This window comes from Clostridioides sp. ES-S-0123-01, assembly GCF_020658415.1.
In the GTDB taxonomy this organism is placed as follows: domain Bacteria; phylum Bacillota; class Clostridia; order Peptostreptococcales; family Peptostreptococcaceae; genus Clostridioides.
In genome coordinates, this window is the sequence record NZ_JACVWD010000010.1 from 36,278 (window position 1) to 55,808 (window position 19,531).

Annotated in this window: 20 protein-coding genes and 1 other annotated feature; all 20 genes read left to right on the forward strand. The window is 30.5% G+C overall.

Annotated features, from left to right (window positions below; all coding sequences use genetic code 11):
• Window positions 1-91 precede the first annotated feature (91 nt).
• Entirely contained in the window at window positions 92-1,537 is a 1,446-nt protein-coding gene (gene proS / locus IC175_RS17965; RefSeq protein ID WP_227831906.1) for a proline--tRNA ligase, read from the forward strand.
• A 191-nt stretch (window positions 1,538-1,728) separates the two neighbouring features.
• Complete coding sequence (locus IC175_RS17970; RefSeq protein WP_227831905.1) at window positions 1,729-2,256, forward strand: hypothetical protein; 528 nt, start codon at window positions 1,729-1,731, stop codon at window positions 2,254-2,256.
• Window positions 2,257-2,616: 360 nt separating this feature from the next.
• Window positions 2,617-4,098: a glutamate--tRNA ligase gene (gltX, locus tag IC175_RS17975; protein ID WP_227437069.1), complete on the forward strand. Its 1,482-nt coding sequence runs from the start codon at window positions 2,617-2,619 to the stop codon at window positions 4,096-4,098.
• A 221-nt stretch (window positions 4,099-4,319) separates the two neighbouring features.
• Entirely contained in the window at window positions 4,320-4,475 is a 156-nt protein-coding gene (locus tag IC175_RS17980) for a hypothetical protein (protein ID WP_003421202.1), read from the forward strand.
• Window positions 4,476-4,616: 141 nt separating this feature from the next.
• Entirely contained in the window at window positions 4,617-6,014 is a 1,398-nt protein-coding gene (gene cysS / locus IC175_RS17985) for a cysteine--tRNA ligase (protein WP_227483629.1), read from the forward strand.
• Between the two features lie 2 nt (window positions 6,015-6,016).
• Window positions 6,017-6,412: a Mini-ribonuclease 3 gene (locus tag IC175_RS17990; protein ID WP_227437065.1), complete on the forward strand. Its 396-nt coding sequence runs from the start codon at window positions 6,017-6,019 to the stop codon at window positions 6,410-6,412.
• 105 nt (window positions 6,413-6,517) lie between these two features.
• A complete protein-coding gene (gene thyX, locus IC175_RS17995; RefSeq protein WP_227483630.1) occupies window positions 6,518-7,276 on the forward strand; it encodes an FAD-dependent thymidylate synthase in 759 nt (252 codons plus the stop codon).
• Window positions 7,277-7,288: 12 nt separating this feature from the next.
• Window positions 7,289-8,023: a 23S rRNA (guanosine(2251)-2'-O)-methyltransferase RlmB gene (gene rlmB, locus IC175_RS18000; protein WP_227845188.1), complete on the forward strand. Its 735-nt coding sequence runs from the start codon at window positions 7,289-7,291 to the stop codon at window positions 8,021-8,023.
• 6 nt (window positions 8,024-8,029) lie between these two features.
• Window positions 8,030-8,557, forward strand: coding sequence for an NYN domain-containing protein (locus IC175_RS18005; protein ID WP_227437059.1), 528 nt, complete (start codon window positions 8,030-8,032; stop codon window positions 8,555-8,557).
• A gap of 64 nt (window positions 8,558-8,621) precedes the next feature.
• Window positions 8,622-9,269 carry an RNA polymerase sporulation sigma factor SigH gene (sigH, locus tag IC175_RS18010; protein ID WP_021382468.1) on the forward strand — a complete coding sequence of 216 codons (648 nt, stop codon included), beginning with the start codon at window positions 8,622-8,624 and terminating at the stop codon, window positions 9,267-9,269.
• A 73-nt stretch (window positions 9,270-9,342) separates the two neighbouring features.
• Complete coding sequence (gene tuf, locus IC175_RS18015) at window positions 9,343-10,536, forward strand: elongation factor Tu (RefSeq protein WP_227437055.1); 1,194 nt, start codon at window positions 9,343-9,345, stop codon at window positions 10,534-10,536.
• Window positions 10,537-10,785: 249 nt separating this feature from the next.
• A complete protein-coding gene (rpmG, locus tag IC175_RS18020; RefSeq protein ID WP_003421192.1) occupies window positions 10,786-10,935 on the forward strand; it encodes a 50S ribosomal protein L33 in 150 nt (49 codons plus the stop codon).
• Window positions 10,936-10,958: 23 nt separating this feature from the next.
• Window positions 10,959-11,180, forward strand: coding sequence for a preprotein translocase subunit SecE (gene secE, locus IC175_RS18025; protein WP_227437053.1), 222 nt, complete (start codon window positions 10,959-10,961; stop codon window positions 11,178-11,180).
• Between the two features lie 19 nt (window positions 11,181-11,199).
• Complete coding sequence (nusG, locus tag IC175_RS18030) at window positions 11,200-11,742, forward strand: transcription termination/antitermination protein NusG (RefSeq protein WP_227437051.1); 543 nt, start codon at window positions 11,200-11,202, stop codon at window positions 11,740-11,742.
• Window positions 11,743-11,781: 39 nt separating this feature from the next.
• Entirely contained in the window at window positions 11,782-12,207 is a 426-nt protein-coding gene (gene rplK, locus IC175_RS18035) for a 50S ribosomal protein L11 (protein ID WP_054268674.1), read from the forward strand.
• Window positions 12,208-12,277: 70 nt separating this feature from the next.
• Window positions 12,278-12,976: a 50S ribosomal protein L1 gene (gene rplA / locus IC175_RS18040; RefSeq protein ID WP_227437049.1), complete on the forward strand. Its 699-nt coding sequence runs from the start codon at window positions 12,278-12,280 to the stop codon at window positions 12,974-12,976.
• Window positions 12,977-13,027: 51 nt separating this feature from the next.
• Window positions 13,028-13,156 (forward strand) — a sequence feature (ribosomal protein L10 leader region).
• A gap of 42 nt (window positions 13,157-13,198) precedes the next feature.
• Window positions 13,199-13,705 (forward strand): 50S ribosomal protein L10, encoded by a 507-nt coding sequence (gene rplJ / locus IC175_RS18045; protein ID WP_227437047.1) that lies wholly within the window; start codon window positions 13,199-13,201, stop codon window positions 13,703-13,705.
• Window positions 13,706-13,763: 58 nt separating this feature from the next.
• On the forward strand, window positions 13,764-14,129 hold the full coding sequence (gene rplL / locus IC175_RS18050; RefSeq protein WP_021382505.1) for a 50S ribosomal protein L7/L12: 366 nt from the start codon (window positions 13,764-13,766) through the stop codon (window positions 14,127-14,129).
• Window positions 14,130-14,533: 404 nt separating this feature from the next.
• Complete coding sequence (locus IC175_RS18055) at window positions 14,534-15,322, forward strand: SDR family NAD(P)-dependent oxidoreductase (RefSeq protein WP_227437045.1); 789 nt, start codon at window positions 14,534-14,536, stop codon at window positions 15,320-15,322.
• 462 nt (window positions 15,323-15,784) lie between these two features.
• Window positions 15,785-19,501 (forward strand): DNA-directed RNA polymerase subunit beta, encoded by a 3,717-nt coding sequence (rpoB, locus tag IC175_RS18060; protein ID WP_227851843.1) that lies wholly within the window; start codon window positions 15,785-15,787, stop codon window positions 19,499-19,501.
• Window positions 19,502-19,531: the final 30 nt, after the last annotated feature.

A 19,531-nucleotide genomic window follows, 5' to 3' on the forward strand; every position in this document is an offset into this window, starting at 1 on the left:
AGAGTTGTACTTTATAAATGCCCTTTTATCTATATAAAAAGATAAAAGGGTGTTTTTGTATAAAAACATAATAAATGAGGAGGTAATTAAGATGGCAAAAAATGAAAAACAATTTGTTGAAGAAATAACAAAGATGGAAGATGATTTTCCACAATGGTATACAGATGTTATAACTAAGACTGATTTAGTTGATTATGCACCAGTAAAAGGATTTATGGTTGTAAAACCATATGGATATGCTTTATGGGAAAAAATGCAAGAATTTATGGATAAAAAATTCAAAGAAACTGGACATAAAAACTGTTATTTTCCATTATTGATACCAGAAAGTTTATTAAACAAAGAAGCAGAGCATGTTGAGGGGTTTGCTCCAGAAGTTGCATGGGTAACACATGGAGGAAATAAAAAACTAGAAGAAAGACTATGTGTAAGACCTACTTCAGAAACTATAATATGTACAATGTATGCTAAATGGCTAAAATCATATAGAGAGTTGCCATATCTTTATAATCAATGGTGTTCAGTTGTTAGATGGGAAAAATCAACTAGACCTTTCTTAAGAACATCTGAATTCTTATGGCAAGAAGGTCATACATTACATGAAACAGCAGAAGAAGCACAACAAGAAACAATACAACAATTAGAAATATATAAAGCTTTATGTGAGGAATTGCTTGCAATGCCAGTTGTATCTGGTCAAAAAAGTGAAAGTGAAAAATTTGCAGGTGGTGAGAGAACATACACTATAGAAGCTATGATGCATGATGGGAAAGCATTACAATCAGGTACAAGTCACTTCTTAGGACAACACTTTACAAAAGCGTTTGATATTACTTTTGCAGATAGAGAAGGCAACTTAGCTAATCCATATCATACATCTTGGGGAGCATCTACAAGACTTATAGGTGGGCTTATAATGACTCATAGTGATAATAGAGGCTTAGTATTACCACCAAGAGTAGCTCCAATACAAGTTGTTATAGTTCCTATAGCTGCTAAAAAAGGCAATGTAATGGAAACTGTTGATAAAATATATGCAGATTTAAAAGCTAAAGGAGTAACAGTAGAGGTTGATGATAGAGATAACTATACAACTGGATGGAAATTTAATGAGTGGGAAATGAAAGGTGTACCAATAAGAATTGAAATTGGACCAAAAGATATAGAAAATAATCAAGCTATGATATTTAGAAGAGATACTCTAGAAAAGAGTGCTATGCCTTTAGAAGGATTAGCTGATGCTGTATATGATTTATTTGATATTATACACAATGATATGTTTGAAAGAGCAAGAAAACATAGAGAAGATAACACATCTGTAGTTGAAAATATGGATGAATTTAGAACAGCTTTGGAAGAAAAACCAGGATTCATAAAAACTATGTGGTGTGGAGATGCTGAATGTGAGGCAAAGGTTAAGGAAGAAACAGGGGCAACTATAAGATGCTTACCTTTTGAACAAGAAAACTTAGGTCACAAGTGTGTATATTGTGGAAAAGAAGCAGAGCATATGGTAGTAATGGCAAAAGCATACTAGAATCATATATTTAAATAAATGTAAAAACAAAAAACTGGGATGTAAAGTATTTAATACTTTACATCCCAGTTTTTTGTTTTTTACTATTCGGTTAAGATTAATAATAATTTTAATATAATTATCTAAATTTACTTTATTCTTATGGTAGAATATGTAATATATGTGCCTAAAAAATAAAGGAGTATGCTAAGATGATTAATAAATGTATAAAAAAAACATTGAATATTATTGTTATCACAATTATCGGCTCTTTTTTACTTGTTTGCATATTGATGTGGGTTTCAGTTTATTTATCCAATGCTACAAAGGAATTTAATGAATATTGGGACATCAAAATACCTTCACCCAGTGAGGAAAAGGTAGTATTAATATCAGAAGAAAGCTTCCTTGGAGATGGAGAAAGTTTTATTATTTATAAATATTCAGATACTAAATTTGATAAAATAAAAAACTTACATATAGGTAATAGTATAGATGATAAAAATATAAATAATATAAATGAGCAGGTTAAAAATTTTAAAAGTAAAACTTTATCTTTAAGTGATGTTAAAGACGATTCTAATCATAAGAAACATATAGAAGAAGCATTTAGAAATTATCCTATAAAAACATCCATAGGTGATAACTATTTGCATGTAAAAAAAGAGGATGGAAGTGAACTACTTTTGATTGTTAGAAATTATGAAAGAAAAATATATATATTACAGATGATAATGTAGAAAGAGAATATAGATTTAGGAGTTTAAATGTTATGAAATTTACAGTAGATGTATTTTTGATTTTTCAAATTATAGGAACTATATTACTATTTTTGATAGCACATTTATTGTATAGATTTCTAAAAAATTGATAATAAGCATTTATGAATAGTTATAAATAATACCTTTAATTTTTGGAAAAATAAATGGATTAAAAGAAAGATTTATGAAATTAAATCTAGTATTTTCTGATATAATAAACATGTGTATTTTTGAATAAAAAGGATATTATTATTAAGTTTGATTAAAAATAAACTTGCAAAACAATGTACTAGTTTAATATTATAGTTATATTGAATAAAATATCAGGAGGAAGTAAAAATGAATATAAGAGTAAGGTTTGCACCAAGTCCAACAGGATTTGTACATATAGGTAGTTTAAGGACTGCTTTATATAACTATTTATTTGCAAAGAAAATGGGCGGAGAATATATATTAAGAGTAGAAGATACAGACCAAAGTAGATTGGTAGAAGGTGCTATAGAAAATATGCTTAATGCTATGAAATGGGCTGGCGTCAATCATGATGAGGGAGTTATATTAGATGATAATGAAAAAGTAATACAAAAAGGAGAATATGGACCATATATTCAATCTCAAAGATTAGATATATATCAAGAATATATAAAACAACTTTTAGATAGTGGAAAAGCTTATTATTGTTTCTGTACAAAGGAAAGATTGGATGAAGTAAGAGATGCTCAAAAGGCAGCAGGAGAAACTGCTAAATATGATGGTCACTGCAAAAACTTATCTAAAGAAGAGGTAGAAGCTAATATAAAAGCAGGAGTACCATATGTTATAAGATTAAAATTACCAGAAAATCATATAATTAAATTTACTGATTTAGTTAGAGGAGACATGGAATTCAATACTAATGATTTAGATGACCAAGTTTTGATGAAAACAGATGGATTCCCAACTTATCATTTTGCAGTAGTGGTAGATGATTATCTAATGAAAATTACACATGTTATAAGAGGAGAAGAGTGGGTATCATCTACTCCAAAACATGTTTATTTATATGAAGCATTTGGATGGGAAGCGCCAGTATTTGTACATTTACCAAATATACTTAATAAAGAAAAGAAAAAATTAAGTAAGAGACAAGGTGATGTAGCAGTTGAAGATTTTAAGAAAAAAGGATATTTACCAGAAGGATTAGTAAACTATGTAGCATTAGTTGGTTGGTCTCCAGAAGATAATCAAGAGTTATTTACAATGGAAGAGTTAGAAAAAGCTTTCTCTGTTGAAAGAGTATCTAAAAGTGGAGGGGTATTCGATACTGAAAAGTTAAACTGGGTTAATCAACATTATATAAAAGACGGTGATGATGCTTACCTAACAGATTTAGCTATACCATTTTTAATAGAAGATGGGTTTATAACAGAAGCAGAAGCTACTAGTAAGTATGAATTTTTAAAGAGTATGATATCAGTGCTTAAAGAAAAATTACAATATGTAAAAGAAGTTACTGAGCATGCGAGTATATTCTTTGGAGATAATGTAGAGATAGAAACTGAAGAAGGAAGTGACTTCCTAAAATTAGAACATATACCTACTTTAATAGATGCCTTACAAGAAAAAATAGAAAAAGCAGAAATATTAAATGCTGAGTTTGGTCAAACAATGCTTAAAGAGATACAAAAAGAGTATAAAATAAAAGGGAAAAATTTATTTATGGGGTCAAGAATAATTTTGACAGGACAAATGCATGGCCCAGATTTACCAAAAGTAATGGAAGTTTTAGGAAAAGAAACTTGCTTAAATAGAATAGCTTATGTAAAAAATCATATATTATAGTCATAAAAGTCCGCTAATTTAGATGCGGACTTTTTTTGTGTTAGTATTTGGTGAAAAGATATGGCTAACAAAATGAAGGTATTTAGGTCAATAAATTTAATATATAAAAAGCAAAGCAAAAATATAAATAAAATATGAATAATAAACTAATAAAAATATTAAGCATAGAAGAAGGTAATCTATTATTTTAGTTTGATTTAATTATTAAGGGGGTAATTACTATGTATAGTAATATTGATGATGTTAAAAAGGAATTAAAGGAGCTATGCTTAGAATATGTTACAATTTTAGAAAAGTTAAAAGACGAAAAAATGATTACAGAAGAGACTTTTGAAAAATGTTCTTCTCAAAAAAAGATATTTTTAGAGGAACAATAGAAAATAGTGATAGTATTATTATGTAATTTGAAGGATAGTATGAAAAATGATAGTAGTACTATTATTTATTGCAATTTTCAACTATAATATAATATATGATGTTAAGAAAATAATTTATAAAAATACAGTGAGGTGATGAGTGTGAAAGTTTATAATACATTAACTAGAGCAAAAGAAGAATTTGTTCCATTAGAAGAAGGAAAGGTAAAAATGTATGTGTGTGGTCCAACAGTTTATAACTATATCCACATAGGTAATGCAAGACCATTTATAATATTTGATACTCTAAGAAGGTATTTAGAGTATAGAGGATATGACGTAACTTATGTACAAAACTTTACAGATGTTGATGACAAGATTATAAATAGAAGCCACGAAGAAGGAATATCTCCAGAAGAAGTTGCTACTAAATACATAAAAGAGTATTTTGTAGATTGTGATGGATTAGGAATTAAGAGAGCTACTGTTCATCCTCAAGTTACAGATAATATACAACAAATTATAGATTTTATAAAAGAATTAGAAGATAAAGGATATGCATATGCAGTAAATGGCGATGTATATTTTGATACAAATAAATTTGAAGGATATGGAAAACTTTCAGGCCAAAAACAAGAAGACTTAGAGGCTGGAGCTAGAATTGAAGTTAATGACCAAAAAAGACATCCTATGGATTTTGTTCTTTGGAAAGCAAAAAAAGAAGGAGAACCAGGATGGGAGAGTCCTTGGGGAGAAGGTAGACCAGGGTGGCATATAGAATGTTCTGTTATGTCTAAGAGATACTTAGGTGAGACAATTGATATACATGCAGGTGGTCAAGATTTAACATTCCCACACCATGAAAACGAAATAGCACAAAGTGAAGCTAGAAGTGGAAAAACATTCTCAAAATATTGGATGCATAATGGATATATAAATATAAATGATGAAAAAATGAGTAAATCAAAAGGGAATTTCTTTACAGTAAGAGATATATCAAAGCTATATGATTTAGAAATAGTGAGATTTTTCATGTTATCAGCACATTATAGAAATCCAGTAAACTTTAGTGATGAAATGTTAAATCAAGCTAAAGCTGGTCTTGAAAGATTGTATAATACCAAAGAAAAATTAGAGTTTACATTAAGTAATTTAAAAGAATCATCTCTAACAGAAAAAGAAGTAGAGCTTGTTAAAGAATTAGATAACTTTAGACAAAGATTTATAGATGCTATGGATGATGATGTTAATACAGCAGATGCAGTAAGTATTATATTTGAATTGGCTAAGTTGATAAATTCTAATGTAGACGAAAATTCTTCTTTAGAGTTAGCTAAGAAGTGTTTAGATGAATTTAATGAGCTTACAGGAGTATTGAATATTGTAAATAAGAAAAAGGATACTGTGCTAGATAAAGACATTGAAGAATTAATACAAAAGAGAACTGACGCAAAGAAAAATAAAGAATTCCAATTAGCGGATGATATAAGACAACAATTATTAGATATGGGAATTGTACTAGAAGACACAAGACAAGGTGTTAAGTGGAAAAGGGTATAAAAATGGAAAAAACTGAATTAGTTACTATGTCACCACTAGTTTTAGCATATTTAGGTGATACAGTGTATGAGACATATATAAGAGAACACTTGATTAGACAAAATACACAGCGAAAAGTTAATGATTTGCATAAGTTAGCCATAAAGTATGTAAAGGCTAAAGCTCAAGCATCAATAATTCATGAAATCGAAAGTGAATTAACAGAGGAAGAGAGTAAAATTTATAAAAGGGGAAGAAATCAAAAATCAAACACTTCTCCTAAAAATGCAGATATTATAGACTATAAACATGCAACTGGATTTGAAGCATTAATTGGATATTTGTATTTGAATAATGAAATAGAGAGACTTCAATATATTATCAATAAAGGAATTAAAATTATTGAAAGAGATATGTAAATATTAAAGAGTGTTGTCTTAATAATAATTAATAAGGCAACACTTTTTTTATAACTAATGTATAATAAATATATAGAAATTAGTAATAAGAAAGGACAAAAATTTATGAAAGTAAAATTAATATCACATACACCTGAACCCGAAAAAGTAATAGCTATGGCAGCTAAGTTATGTTATTCACCAGTTGGGACAGACGAAATAGAAAAAGACTTAACAGAAGAAAGTATAGAAAAATTTTTAAATATGTTATTAAATATAGGGCATGGTTCAATATTAGAACATGCATCTTTTACGTTTTCAATAGAAGGTATTTCAAGAGCTTGTTCGCATCAAATTGTTAGACATCGTATAGCTAGTTTTTCACAACAAAGTCAAAGGTATGTTAAATTAGACCAATTTGAGTACATAATTCCTCCTGAAATAGAAAAAATAGAAAAAGCAAAAGAGTTATTTGTTAACTCAATGAAAAAGGACCAAGAAGATTATGACAAATTAGTGGAGATATTATTTGATAAGCATTATGATGAACTAATAAAAGAAGGAAAAAATGAGAAAACAGCAAAGAGACAAGCTGAGAAAAAAGCAATAGAGGATGCTAGATATGTATTTCCAAATGCATGTGAAACAAAAATGGTATTTACTATAAACGCTAGAAGTTTATTTAATTTCTTTGAACATAGATGCTGTGAAAGAGCACAATGGGAAATAAGAAACTTAGCTGTAGAAATGTTAAGAGAAGTTAAAAAAGTTGCTCCTATATTATTTAAAAAGACTGGTCCAAGCTGTGTAAATGGAAGTTGTCCAGAAGGAACTATGACTTGTGGTGATATAGTTCAAGTTAGAGAAAAATTTAAATCCTTGTAGGTGGTGAATAGTTTGGCAAGTATTGAAGGAAGAAATCCTGTAATAGAAGCTATAAAGAGTGATAGAGAAATAGACAAAATATTAATTGCAAACTCAGCTAAAGAAGGTTCAATTAAGAAAATAATAGGAATGGCCAAAGAGAAGAATATAATTATACAATATGTTGATAAACATAAGTTAGATGAAGTAAGCACAAGTCATTCGCATCAAGGTGTAATAGCTTATGCAAGTGAATATAAGTATTATGAATTAGATGAGTTAATAGGCTCAGTAAAAGGTAAAAATGAAGACCCATTTTTTATTATACTAGATGAAATAACAGACCCACATAACTTAGGTTCAATAATAAGGACAGCAGATGCAGTAGGAGCACATGGAGTTATTATCCCAAAAAGAAGGTCTGTGCACATAACTCCTGTAGTTACAAAAGCTTCTGCTGGAGCTGTAGAGTATATGCCAGTTTGTAAGGTAACCAATATAGTCAATACAATAAAAAGACTGAAAGATGAAGGGCTGTGGATTGCAGCTGCTGATATGGATGGAGAAACTTTTTATAAACAAAATCTTACAGGACCTCTAGGTGTAGTAATTGGAAGTGAAGGTTTTGGAATATCTAGATTGGTTAAACAAAACTGTGACTTTATAGTAAAAATGCCCATGATAGGTAATGTTACATCTTTAAATGCATCTGTAGCAGGTGGTATACTTTTATATGAAATATTCAGACAAAGACTGGATAAAAAGTAAATAAGCATGAGAAGAAACATAAATCACTACTTAATAATAGATGGCTATAATATTATAAATGCGTGGGATAACTTAAAAGAACTGGCGAAAGAGGATTTAGAGGATTCTCGAGAAAAACTTATTGATGATATTATAGAATTTTCTGAGTTCATGGGATATAAGACTATAATAGTTTTTGATGCTTATAATGTTAAGAATTCCCGAGAAAAAGTTGAAAAAAGAAAACACATAACAATAGTTTATACAAGAGAGCACCAAACAGCGGATAGTTATATAGAAAAATTTATAACTTCTCTATCAAAATATGATGATGTAAAAGTAGCTACTAATGACTATGCAGAGCAACAAATGATTTTAGGAAAAGGTGCTATGAGAATGTCTGCTAGAGAATTAAAGTTAGAATTAGATCGTTCCAAGAATAAAATGAAGGAAAAAAATAGCGGTTTAAGGAAAAAAATTCAGCGAAATTGGTTGGAGGAAAGGTTAGATGAAGAAACATTGTCGAAACTTGAGAACATTCGTAGAAAGCGTTGAAATTACTAGGTTCTTTAGACTATAATATACCTATAAATTTGTTTTATATATGGGGGAGATTTACATGTTGGTAGCAAAAGAAAAAAGTTATGAGTTAATAGACAATTGTCAGCAAGATGAGTATAACATTGTATTAAGAGCAAGTGAAGGGGATAAGATAGCACTAGAGTATATTATTACCAAATACAGAAATTTTGTAAAGGCAAAAGCAAAGTCATATTTTTTAATTGGAGCAGATAAAGAAGATATAATACAAGAAGGAATGATAGGCCTTTATAAGGCAGTTAGAGATTTTGATGGAAGTAAGACAAATTCATTTAAATGTTTTGCAGAGATATGTATAACAAGACAAATAATAACTGCTATAAAAACTGCAACAAGACAAAAACATATACCTTTAAATTCATATGTTTCTTTGAATAAACCAATATATGATGAAGAGTCAGACAGAACACTTTTAGATATAATAGCTACAAGTATAGTAACAGATCCAGAAGAACTTATAATTAGTAAAGAAGAATTAAAAAATATAGAATCAAAGATGAACGAATTATTAAGCGACTTGGAATTAGAAGTCCTAGAATTGTATTTGAATGGAAAGTCATACCAGTTCATAGCGGACAAACTTAAAAGAGATGTAAAGTCAATAGATAACGCTTTACAAAGGGTTAAGAGAAAATTAGAAAAACATCTTGAAAACAGAAATGATTAATAGTAAAATACTTACCATAAGCTTATTGTGAGCAAAATTAATTTATATCGAAAGATAAGGGAGGAAATTCAAAATGGCTAAAGCTAAATACGAAAGAACAAAACCTCATGTTAATATAGGGACAATAGGACACGTTGACCACGGTAAAACTACATTAACAGCAGCAATAACAAAAACATTATATGACAGATACCAATTAGGAGAAGCAGTAGATTTCGCAAACATAGATAAAGCTCCAGAAGAAAGAGAAAGAGGAATCACAATATCAACAGCACACGTTGAGTATGAAACTCCAAACAGACACTACGCACACGTTGACTGCCCAGGACATGCTGACTACGTTAAGAACATGATAACAGGAGCAGCACAAATGGACGGAGCAATATTAGTTTGTTCAGCAACAGATGGACCAATGCCACAAACAAGAGAGCATATACTATTATCAAGACAAGTTGGAGTACCATATATAGTAGTATTCTTAAACAAATGTGACATGGTAGATGATGAAGAGTTATTAGAACTAGTAGAAATGGAAGTAAGAGATTTATTAACAGAATATGATTTCCCAGGAGATGATACTCCAATAGTAAGAGGATCAGCATTAATGGCATTAGAAGATCCAAAGAGTGAGTGGGGAAATAAAATAGTAGAATTATTCGAGCAAATAGATGAATATATACCAGCACCAGAAAGAGATACTGACAAACCATTCTTAATGCCAGTAGAAGACGTATTCTCAATCACAGGAAGAGGAACAGTTGCAACAGGAAGAGTGGAAAGAGGAGTATTAAAAGTACAAGACGAAGTAGAATTAGTAGGATTAACAGAAGCACCAAGAAAAGTAGTAGTAACAGGAGTAGAAATGTTCAGAAAATTATTAGACCAAGCACAAGCAGGGGACAATATAGGAGCATTATTAAGAGGAGTACAAAGAAACGAAATAGAAAGAGGACAAGTACTAGCAAAGACTGGATCAGTAAAAGCACACACAAAATTTACTGCAGAAGTATATGTACTTAAAAAAGAAGAAGGTGGAAGACATACACCATTCTTTGATGGATATAGACCACAATTCTATTTCAGAACAACAGATGTAACAGGAGCTTGTAAGTTACCAGATGGAATAGAAATGGTAATGCCTGGAGATAACGTAACAATGGAAGTAGACTTAATAAATTCAATAGTTGTAGAAGAAGGATTAAGATTCTCAATAAGAGAAGGTGGAAGAACAGTAGCTTCAGGAGTTGTTGCTACAATAATAGAGTAATTCTTATTACTAAACTGATGGATTAAAGAATAATAAAAAGAGGGGTTATGCTCCTCTTTTTTTAACATAGAAATACAAAAACATTGACACAGCATAGGATTTTGTGATAACTTATACAAGGTAATGATTATAGGAAGTTAATAATATCTTAAATACTGTAGATTTTTAATAAATACATATTTTAAAGATATTATATTCACATATATTAACAATATATATTATTGTATTACAAAGTTGGAGGTGTATCAGATGAGAGTTAAAGTAACTTTAGCATGTACAGAGTGTAAGCAAAGAAACTACAACACTACTAAGAATAAGAAAAATAATCCAGACAGAATAGAATTACAAAAATATTGTAGATTCTGTAAAAAGCATACAACTCATAAAGAAACAAAATAGTTTTATAAGGATGTGAGTATGGAATGGCTGCCCAAACAAATGACGGTGCAAAAACTAAAAAGAGATTCAGTTTATTTGGTTATTTAAAAGAAACTAAACAAGAATTGAAAAGAGTTACATGGCCGACAAAAAAAGAATTGTTTAAAAACACAGGTATAGTTTTAACTGTAGTTATTTCATGCACTATATTAGTATGGGGTATAGACACTATATTATCTGGTGCACTAGCGTTATTACTAAAATAGACGAAAAGAGGTAAGTTAAATGTCAGAATTACAAGAAGCAAGTTGGTATGTAGTTCATACTTATTCGGGACATGAAAATAAAGTTAAAGCTACAATAGAAAAAGCAGTTAAAACAAGAAGTATGGAAGACTGCATAAGACAAGTAGTTGTTCCAACAGAAGAGGTAGTGGAAACTACTAAAACTGGAAAAGAAAAAACTAGACAACGTAAAGTTTATCCAAGTTATGTTTTGGTTAAAATGATAATAACTGATGAATCTTGGTATGTAGTAAGAAATACTAAGGGAGTTACAGGTTTCGTTGGACCTGGTTCAAAACCAGTACCATTAAGTGAAGAAGAAGTTAAAGCTATGGGTATAGATACAACTGAACCTAAAGTAGTAAATAGTGATATTGACTTTGAAATAGGAGATACAGTAAAGGTATCTCAAGGACCATTTAGTGGACAAGTAGGAAACATAGAAGAAATTGACTTAGAAAACAGAGAAGTTAAAGTGTGCATAAATGCATTTGGTAAAAGGACTCTATTTGTAATAGAGCTTGAAGGTATAGAAAAAATCTAATACTATTATTATAGAAAAATCTGAGGAGGTGCGCTCAAAATGGCTAAAAAAGTTATAGGTCAAATAAAATTACAAATACCTGCAGGAAAGGCTACTCCAGCGCCACCAGTTGGACCAGCATTAGGACAACATGGTGTTAATATAATGGGATTCACAAAAGAATTTAATGCTAAAACTGCAGATCAAGCTGGAATGATAATACCAGTTGTTATAACTGTATATCAAGATAGATCATTCAGTTTTATAACAAAAACTCCACCAGCTGCAGTTTTAATTAAAAAAGCATTAAACTTAAAATCAGGTTCTGGAGAACCAAACAAAAAGAAAGTTGCTAAAATAACTTCAGCTCAAGTAAGAGAAATAGCTGAATTAAAAATGCCTGACTTAAATGCTGCATCAGTAGAAGCTGCTATGAGTATGATAGCTGGTACTGCTAGAAGCATGGGTGTTGTAGTAGAAGACTAATTAAAAGATACACTTTTTTTTATAAAGTGGGAGGCGAAAAGCCGAGATTAACCACAAGGAGGAAAATAAAATGGCTAAAAAAGGTAAAAGATATGCAGGTGCATTACAAAAAGTAGATAGAACTAAGTTCTATGATGCATCAGAAGCATTAACATTAGTTTCAGATATAGCTGGAGCTAAATTTGACGAAACAGTAGAAGCACACATTAAATTAGGTGTTGACTCAAGACATGCTGATCAACAAGTAAGAGGTGCAGTTGTATTACCTCACGGAACTGGTAAAACTAAAAGAGTTTTAGTTTTTGCTAAAGGTGAAAAAGCTAAGGAAGCTGAACAAGCTGGTGCTGATTTTGTAGGAGCTGAAGAATTAGTTCAAAAAATACAAGGTGAAAACTGGTTTGATTTTGATATAGTAGTTGCTACTCCAGACATGATGGGTGTAGTAGGTAGATTAGGTAGAGTATTAGGACCAAAAGGTTTAATGCCAAACCCTAAATCAGGAACAGTTACATTTGATGTAGCTAAAGCTATAGATGAAATAAAAGCTGGTAAAGTTGAATACAGATTAGACAAAACTAACATAATACACGTTCCAGTAGGAAAAGTATCATTTGGTGGAGAAAAATTATCTGAAAACTTTGCTGCATTAATGGATGCTATAATAAAAGCTAAACCAGCTGCTGCTAAAGGACAATATTTAAGAAGTATAACTGTAGCTTCTTCAATGGGACCTGGAGTTAAAATAAACCCAGCAAGAACAGCTGAATAATAAAACTGTTGACACAGGTTGACAAAAATGTTATCATATCATTTGTCAATGTAAAAAAGAATAGATTTGCCGTAGATAGTGGGTGCGAAAGCTTAATATCCCACCGAGGTTTTAGATAAATTGAGATTACTAAAGCTTTTGATGTCTACTTTTGGCAACAAAAGCTTTTTATAATGTTGCGGTAAATACTAAGCCTATTTGGTGAAGGAGGTGCACATCTAGATGAGAAAAGCTATAGAAATTAAATCAGAAGTTGTTTCTGAAATAGTTGAAAAGTTACAAAAATCTTCTGCTGCCGTTGTTGTTGATTACAAAGGGTTAACAGTTGAAGAAGTAACTGAGTTAAGAAAACAAATGAGAGAAGCTGGTGTAGATTACAAAGTATATAAAAATACTTTAGTTAGAAGAGCAGCTAAAGAAGTTGGTATAGAGCAATTCAATGAAGAATTATTAATTGGTACTAATGCTATAGCATTTGGATATGATGATCCAGTTGCTCCAGCTAGAATATTAAAAGGATTCATGGATTCTCATCCAAAGATGAAATTAAAGATGGGTGTTGTAGAAGGTGTATTCTATGACGAAGCTAAGATTGTTGAAATGGCTAACATACCATCAAGAGAAGTTCTTATCGCTAAATTACTTGGTAGCTTAAAAGCTCCAATATCAAACTTTGCATACTTAATAGATGCAATAGCGAAAAAGGCAGAAGGTCAAGAAGAAGCTTAATTGCTTAACTAAAAAATTATAAATATTAATTTGAAAAGAAAATTCGGAGGTGCTAAAAATGACAATAGAACAAATATTAGAAGCTATAGAAAATATGAAAGTTTTAGAATTAAATGAATTAGTTAAAGCTGCTGAAGAAAAATTCGGCGTATCAGCTTCAGCTCCAGTAATGGTAGCTGGTGCAGCTGCTGGTGGACCAGCTGCTGAAGAAAAAACTGAGTTTGATGTAGTATTAGCTGAGGTTGGTTCTTCAAAAGTTGGAGTTATAAAAGCAGTTAGAGAAATAACAGGATTAGGATTAAAAGAAGCTAAAGAAGTAGTTGACAATGCTCCTAAGACAGTTAAAGAAGGAGCTTCTAAAGAAGAAGCTGATCAAATAAAAGAAAAATTAGAAGCTGCTGGAGCTAAAGTAGAAGTTAAGTAGTTTCTTTAAAAAGATACCCATTTGGGTATCTTTTTTTATTTATAAAAAATTGTGAATAAAATATTTCTATAAAATAAAAAAATTTATATAATAGTATTAAATTAAGGGTATCATATAGTGTGTAATGAGATTTTAATTTAATGCTATTAAAGAATCTGTTTTTACTATGTTAAATACAGATGTTAAATTAAAATATAAACAATTATTGTAATGTGCATATATAAGGTGATATAATAAAAGACAAATTATGTAAAACTACATATTGTTTTAAAAATTTACAAAAATACTTTAAAAATAAAATGTAATAAATAATTAATTAACAAATACAAATTTAAAATGAGTGAAATACTTCTAAAAATCGAAATATGTAGATTTTAAGAAATGCATTTAAGGAGGAGTTAATAATGGAAAAATTACAAGGTAAAGTTGCAGTGGTTACTGCAGCAACTAAAGGTATTGGATTAGCATCAGCTGAAATATTGGCACAAAATGGAGCAGTTGTATATTTAGCAGCTCGTTCAGAAGAATTGGCTAATGAAGTTATAGACAGAATAAGTGCAGAAGGCGGGTGTGCTAAGTTTGTTTATTTTAATGCTCGTGAAGAAGAAACGTTTACTTCAATGATAGAAGATGTAGTTAAAAAAGAAGGTAAGATAGATATACTTGTAAATAATTTTGGTTCGACAAATCCCTCACTTGATAAAGACCTTTTAACTGGAGATACAGATAATTTCTTTGATACAGTAAATACTAATTTAAAAAGTGTATATTTACCATGTAAAGCTGCTATTCCTCATATGATAAAGAATGGCAAGGGAAGTATAATAAATATATCTAGTATAGGTTCAGTATTGCCTGACCTATCTAGAATAGCTTATTGTGTATCAAAATCAGCAATCAACTCATTAACTCAAAATATAGCAACACAATATGCAAAAGACAATGTTAGATGTAATGCTGTACTTCCAGGCCTTATTGCAACCAAAGCTGCTTTAGATAATATGTCTCCAGAATTCATAAAGGAGTTCCTAAAGCATGTTCCTTTAAATCGTATAGGGAAACCAGAAGACATAGCAAAAGCTGTTTTATTCTATGCTAGTGATGATTCATCCTTTATAACAGGAGACTTACTTGAAGTAGCTGGAGGATTTGGTTTACCTACGCCACAGTTTGCAGATAATATATTAGGATAATTATATTACTAATATAATAGTAAAAATAAAAAACTTAATTATAGTAGAAATTCTATTTTTATAAAGACTGTAGATATAATTTATGATGGAAATAGTTTAAGATTTAAAACTCCAGATTAAATTCATTTATGGTCTTTATTTTGTATATTTAACAGCTTTTGTATAAATATAATTATTTACTAGTACTTATTTATGAAATTATAATTAAATATGGGTATGGTATTAGAATGTAACTTTTTCTAGAAAATTAAACCGATAAATGAAAAAATTGGATTTTATATTGGAGAATTGTACATAATACATAATATATGCTTAAAATAATTTACAAAAAATCAAAAATAATGCATAGTTTACATATAAGATAAAAAATATATTGAAAAATACTTGACATTATGCTAAAATTATTAGATGCGTTAGAATGAACTATTGTTTTATTTTTAATTATTGAGAGGTGAAAAGTGAATGCCACATCCTGTCACGATAGGTAAAAGAACTAGAATGAGCTTTTCTAAAATTAAGGAAATAGCTGATGTGCCAAATCTTATAGAAATTCAAGTAGATTCCTATGAGTGGTTTTTAAAAGAAGGTTTAAAAGAAGTGTTTGATGATATTTCACCAATAGAAGATTATACTGGTAATCTTATATTGGAATTTGTTGACTACTCTTTAGACGATAAACCAAAGTACGATATAGAAGAGTGTAAAGAGAGAGATGCTACATATTGTGCACCTCTAAAAGTTAAGGTAAGACTTATAAATAAAGAAACAGGTGAAATAAAAGAACAAGAAGTATTTATGGGTGACTTCCCTTTAATGACAGAAAGAGGAACTTTCGTTATAAATGGGGCAGAAAGAGTTATCGTAAGTCAATTAGTTAGATCTCCTGGTGTTTACTATGCGGAAGAGAGAGACAAAACAGGTAAGAGATTAATTTCATCTACTGTAATTCCTAATAGAGGAGCATGGTTAGAATATGAAACAGATTCTAACGATGTAATATCTGTAAGAGTTGATAGAACAAGAAAACAACCAGTTACAGTTTTACTTAGAGCTTTAGGAATAGGGACAGATGCAGAAATAATTGACCTTTTAGGAGAAGACGAAAGATTATCTGCCACATTAGAAAAAGATAATACTAAGACAGTAGAGGAAGGTCTTGTTGAGATATATAAAAAATTAAGACCAGGTGAACCACCTACTGTAGAAAGTGCATCATCTTTACTAAATGCTTTATTCTTTGATCCAAAGAGATATGATTTAGCAAAAGTTGGTAGATACAAATTTAATAAAAAGCTTGCTTTATGCTATAGAATTATGAATAGAATTTCAGCAGAAGACATAATAAATCCTGAAACAGGAGAAGTATTTGTAAAAGCTGGAGAAAAAATAAGCTATGAGTTAGCTAAAGATATACAAAATGCAGGTATAAATGTAGTAAATCTATTAATGGATGATGATAAGAAAGTTAGAGTTATAGGAAATAATTTTGTAGACATTAAGTCTCATATTGATTTTGACATAGATGATTTAAACATAAAAGAAAAAGTGCATTATCCAACATTAAAAGAAATTTTAGATGGATATAGTGATGAAGAAGAAATAAAAGAAGCTATAAAATCAAGAATTAAAGAACTTATACCAAAACATATATTATTAGACGATATAATAGCTTCAATAAGTTATGAATTCAATATCTTCTATAATATAGGAAACATTGATGATATAGACCATTTAGGAAATAGAAGAATAAGATCTGTAGGAGAATTATTACAAAACCAAGTTAGAATTGGTCTTTCAAGAATGGAAAGAGTCATAAAAGAAAGAATGACAGTTCAAGATATGGAAGCTATAACGCCTCAAGCGTTAGTTAACATAAGACCAGTTTCAGCTGCAATAAAAGAATTCTTTGGTAGTTCTCAGTTATCTCAGTTCATGGACCAAACAAATCCTTTATCTGAGTTAACACATAAGAGAAGACTATCAGCTCTTGGGCCTGGAGGTCTTTCAAGAGAAAGAGCTGGATTCGAAGTGCGTGACGTTCACCATTCACACTACGGTAGAATGTGTCCGATAGAGACTCCAGAAGGACCAAACATCGGTCTTATAAACTCTCTTGGAACTTATGCAAAAATAAATGAGTTTGGATTTATAGAATCACCATATAGAAAATTTGATAAAGTAACATCAACAGTTACTGATGAGATACATTATTTAACTGCTGATGAAGAAGATTTATTCGTAAGAGCTCAGGCAAATGAGCCATTAACAGACAATGGTAAATTCTTAAACCATAGAGTTGTTTGTAGAACTGTAAATGGTGCTGTTGAAATGGTTCCTGAAAGCAGAGTAGACTATATGGATATATCTCCTAAGCAGGTTGTATCTGTTGCCACTGCTATGATACCTTTCTTAGAAAATGATGATGCCAACCGTGCCCTTATGGGAGCGAACATGCAACGTCAGGCAGTGCCTCTAGTTAGAAGAGAAGCACCAATTATAGGAACTGGTATAGAATATAGAGCTGCAAAAGACTCTGGAGCAGTTGTTGTTGCTAGAAATTCTGGTATAGCAGAAAGAGTAACAGCGGATGAGATAATTATAAAAAGAGAAGATGGAAACAGAGATAGATATAATCTACTTAAGTTTAAACGTTCAAACTCAGGTACTTGTATAAATCAAACACCTATAATAACTAAAGGTGAGCAAATAGTGCAAGGAGATGTTATAGCAGACGGTCCAGCAACTGATTTAGGAGAAGTAGCACTTGGAAGAAACTGTCTTATAGCATTCATGACTTGGGAAGGTTATAACTACGAAGATGCCATATTAATAAATGAAAGATTAGTTAAAGAAGATAGATTATCAACAATTCATATAGAAGAATATGAATGTGAAGCTAGAGATACAAAACTAGGGCCAGAGGAAATAACTAGAGATATACCTAATGTTGGAGATAGTGCAATTAAGAACTTAGATGACAGAGGTATAATAAGAATAGGTGCAGAAGTAGATTCAGGAGATATACTAGTTGGTAAAGTAACTCCAAAAGGGGAAACTGAACTTACTGCTGAGGAAAGATTACTTCGTGCAATATTTGGTGAAAAGGCTAGAGAAGTTAGAGATACTTCACTTAAAGTACCTCATGGTGAATCTGGTATAATAGTTGATGTAAAAGTATTTACTAGAGAAAATGGAGATGATTTATCTCCAGGAGTAAATGAATTGGTAAGATGTTATATAGCTAAAAAGAGAAAAATAAAAGTTGGAGATAAAATGGCTGGTCGTCATGGGAATAAAGGGGTTATCTCAAGAATATTACCAGAAGAAGATATGCCATTTATGGAAAATGGAACTCCACTAGATATAATACTTAACCCACAAGGTATACCATCACGTATGAACATCGGTCAGGTTTTAGAGGTTCATTTAGGACTTGCTGCTAAGACTTTAGGATGGTATGTTGCAACATCAGTATTTGATGGTGCCAATGAGTATGATATAATGGATGCTCTTGAAGAAGCTGGATATCCTAGAGATGGTAAATTAACTTTATATGATGGTAGAACAGGTGAAACTTTTGATAATAGAATAACTGTTGGATATATGTACTACTTAAAACTACATCATTTAGTTGATGAAAAACTACATGCAAGAAGTACTGGACCATACTCATTAGTTACTCAACAGCCACTAGGTGGTAAAGCACAATTTGGTGGACAAAGATTTGGAGAGATGGAGGTTTGGGCTCTAGAAGCATATGGAGCTGCTCACATACTTCAAGAAATACTTACTGTCAAGTCTGATGATGTTGTAGGTCGAGTTAGAACTTACGAAGCTATAGTTAAAGGTGAAAACATACCTGAGCCAGGAATCCCAGAATCATTTAAGGTTCTTATAAAAGAACTTCAAAGTTTATGCTTAGATGTAAAAGTATTAACAGATGAAGATCAAGAAATAGAAGTAAGAGAATCTGTAGATGAAGATGACACAATAGGTGAATTTGAACTAGATGTTGTAAATAACATGGGAGAAGTTGAAGAAAGTAATATAATAGAAGAAATTGAAGATGATTTTACGGAAACCGTAGAAGATGAGGATATAGAGAATTTAGAAGAATTTGCTGAAGAAGATTTATTTGAAGAAGAAATAGACTTTGATGGTGATGACTTTGATATGTAAATTTAATTAATGTAAATCTCAAATAGAAGG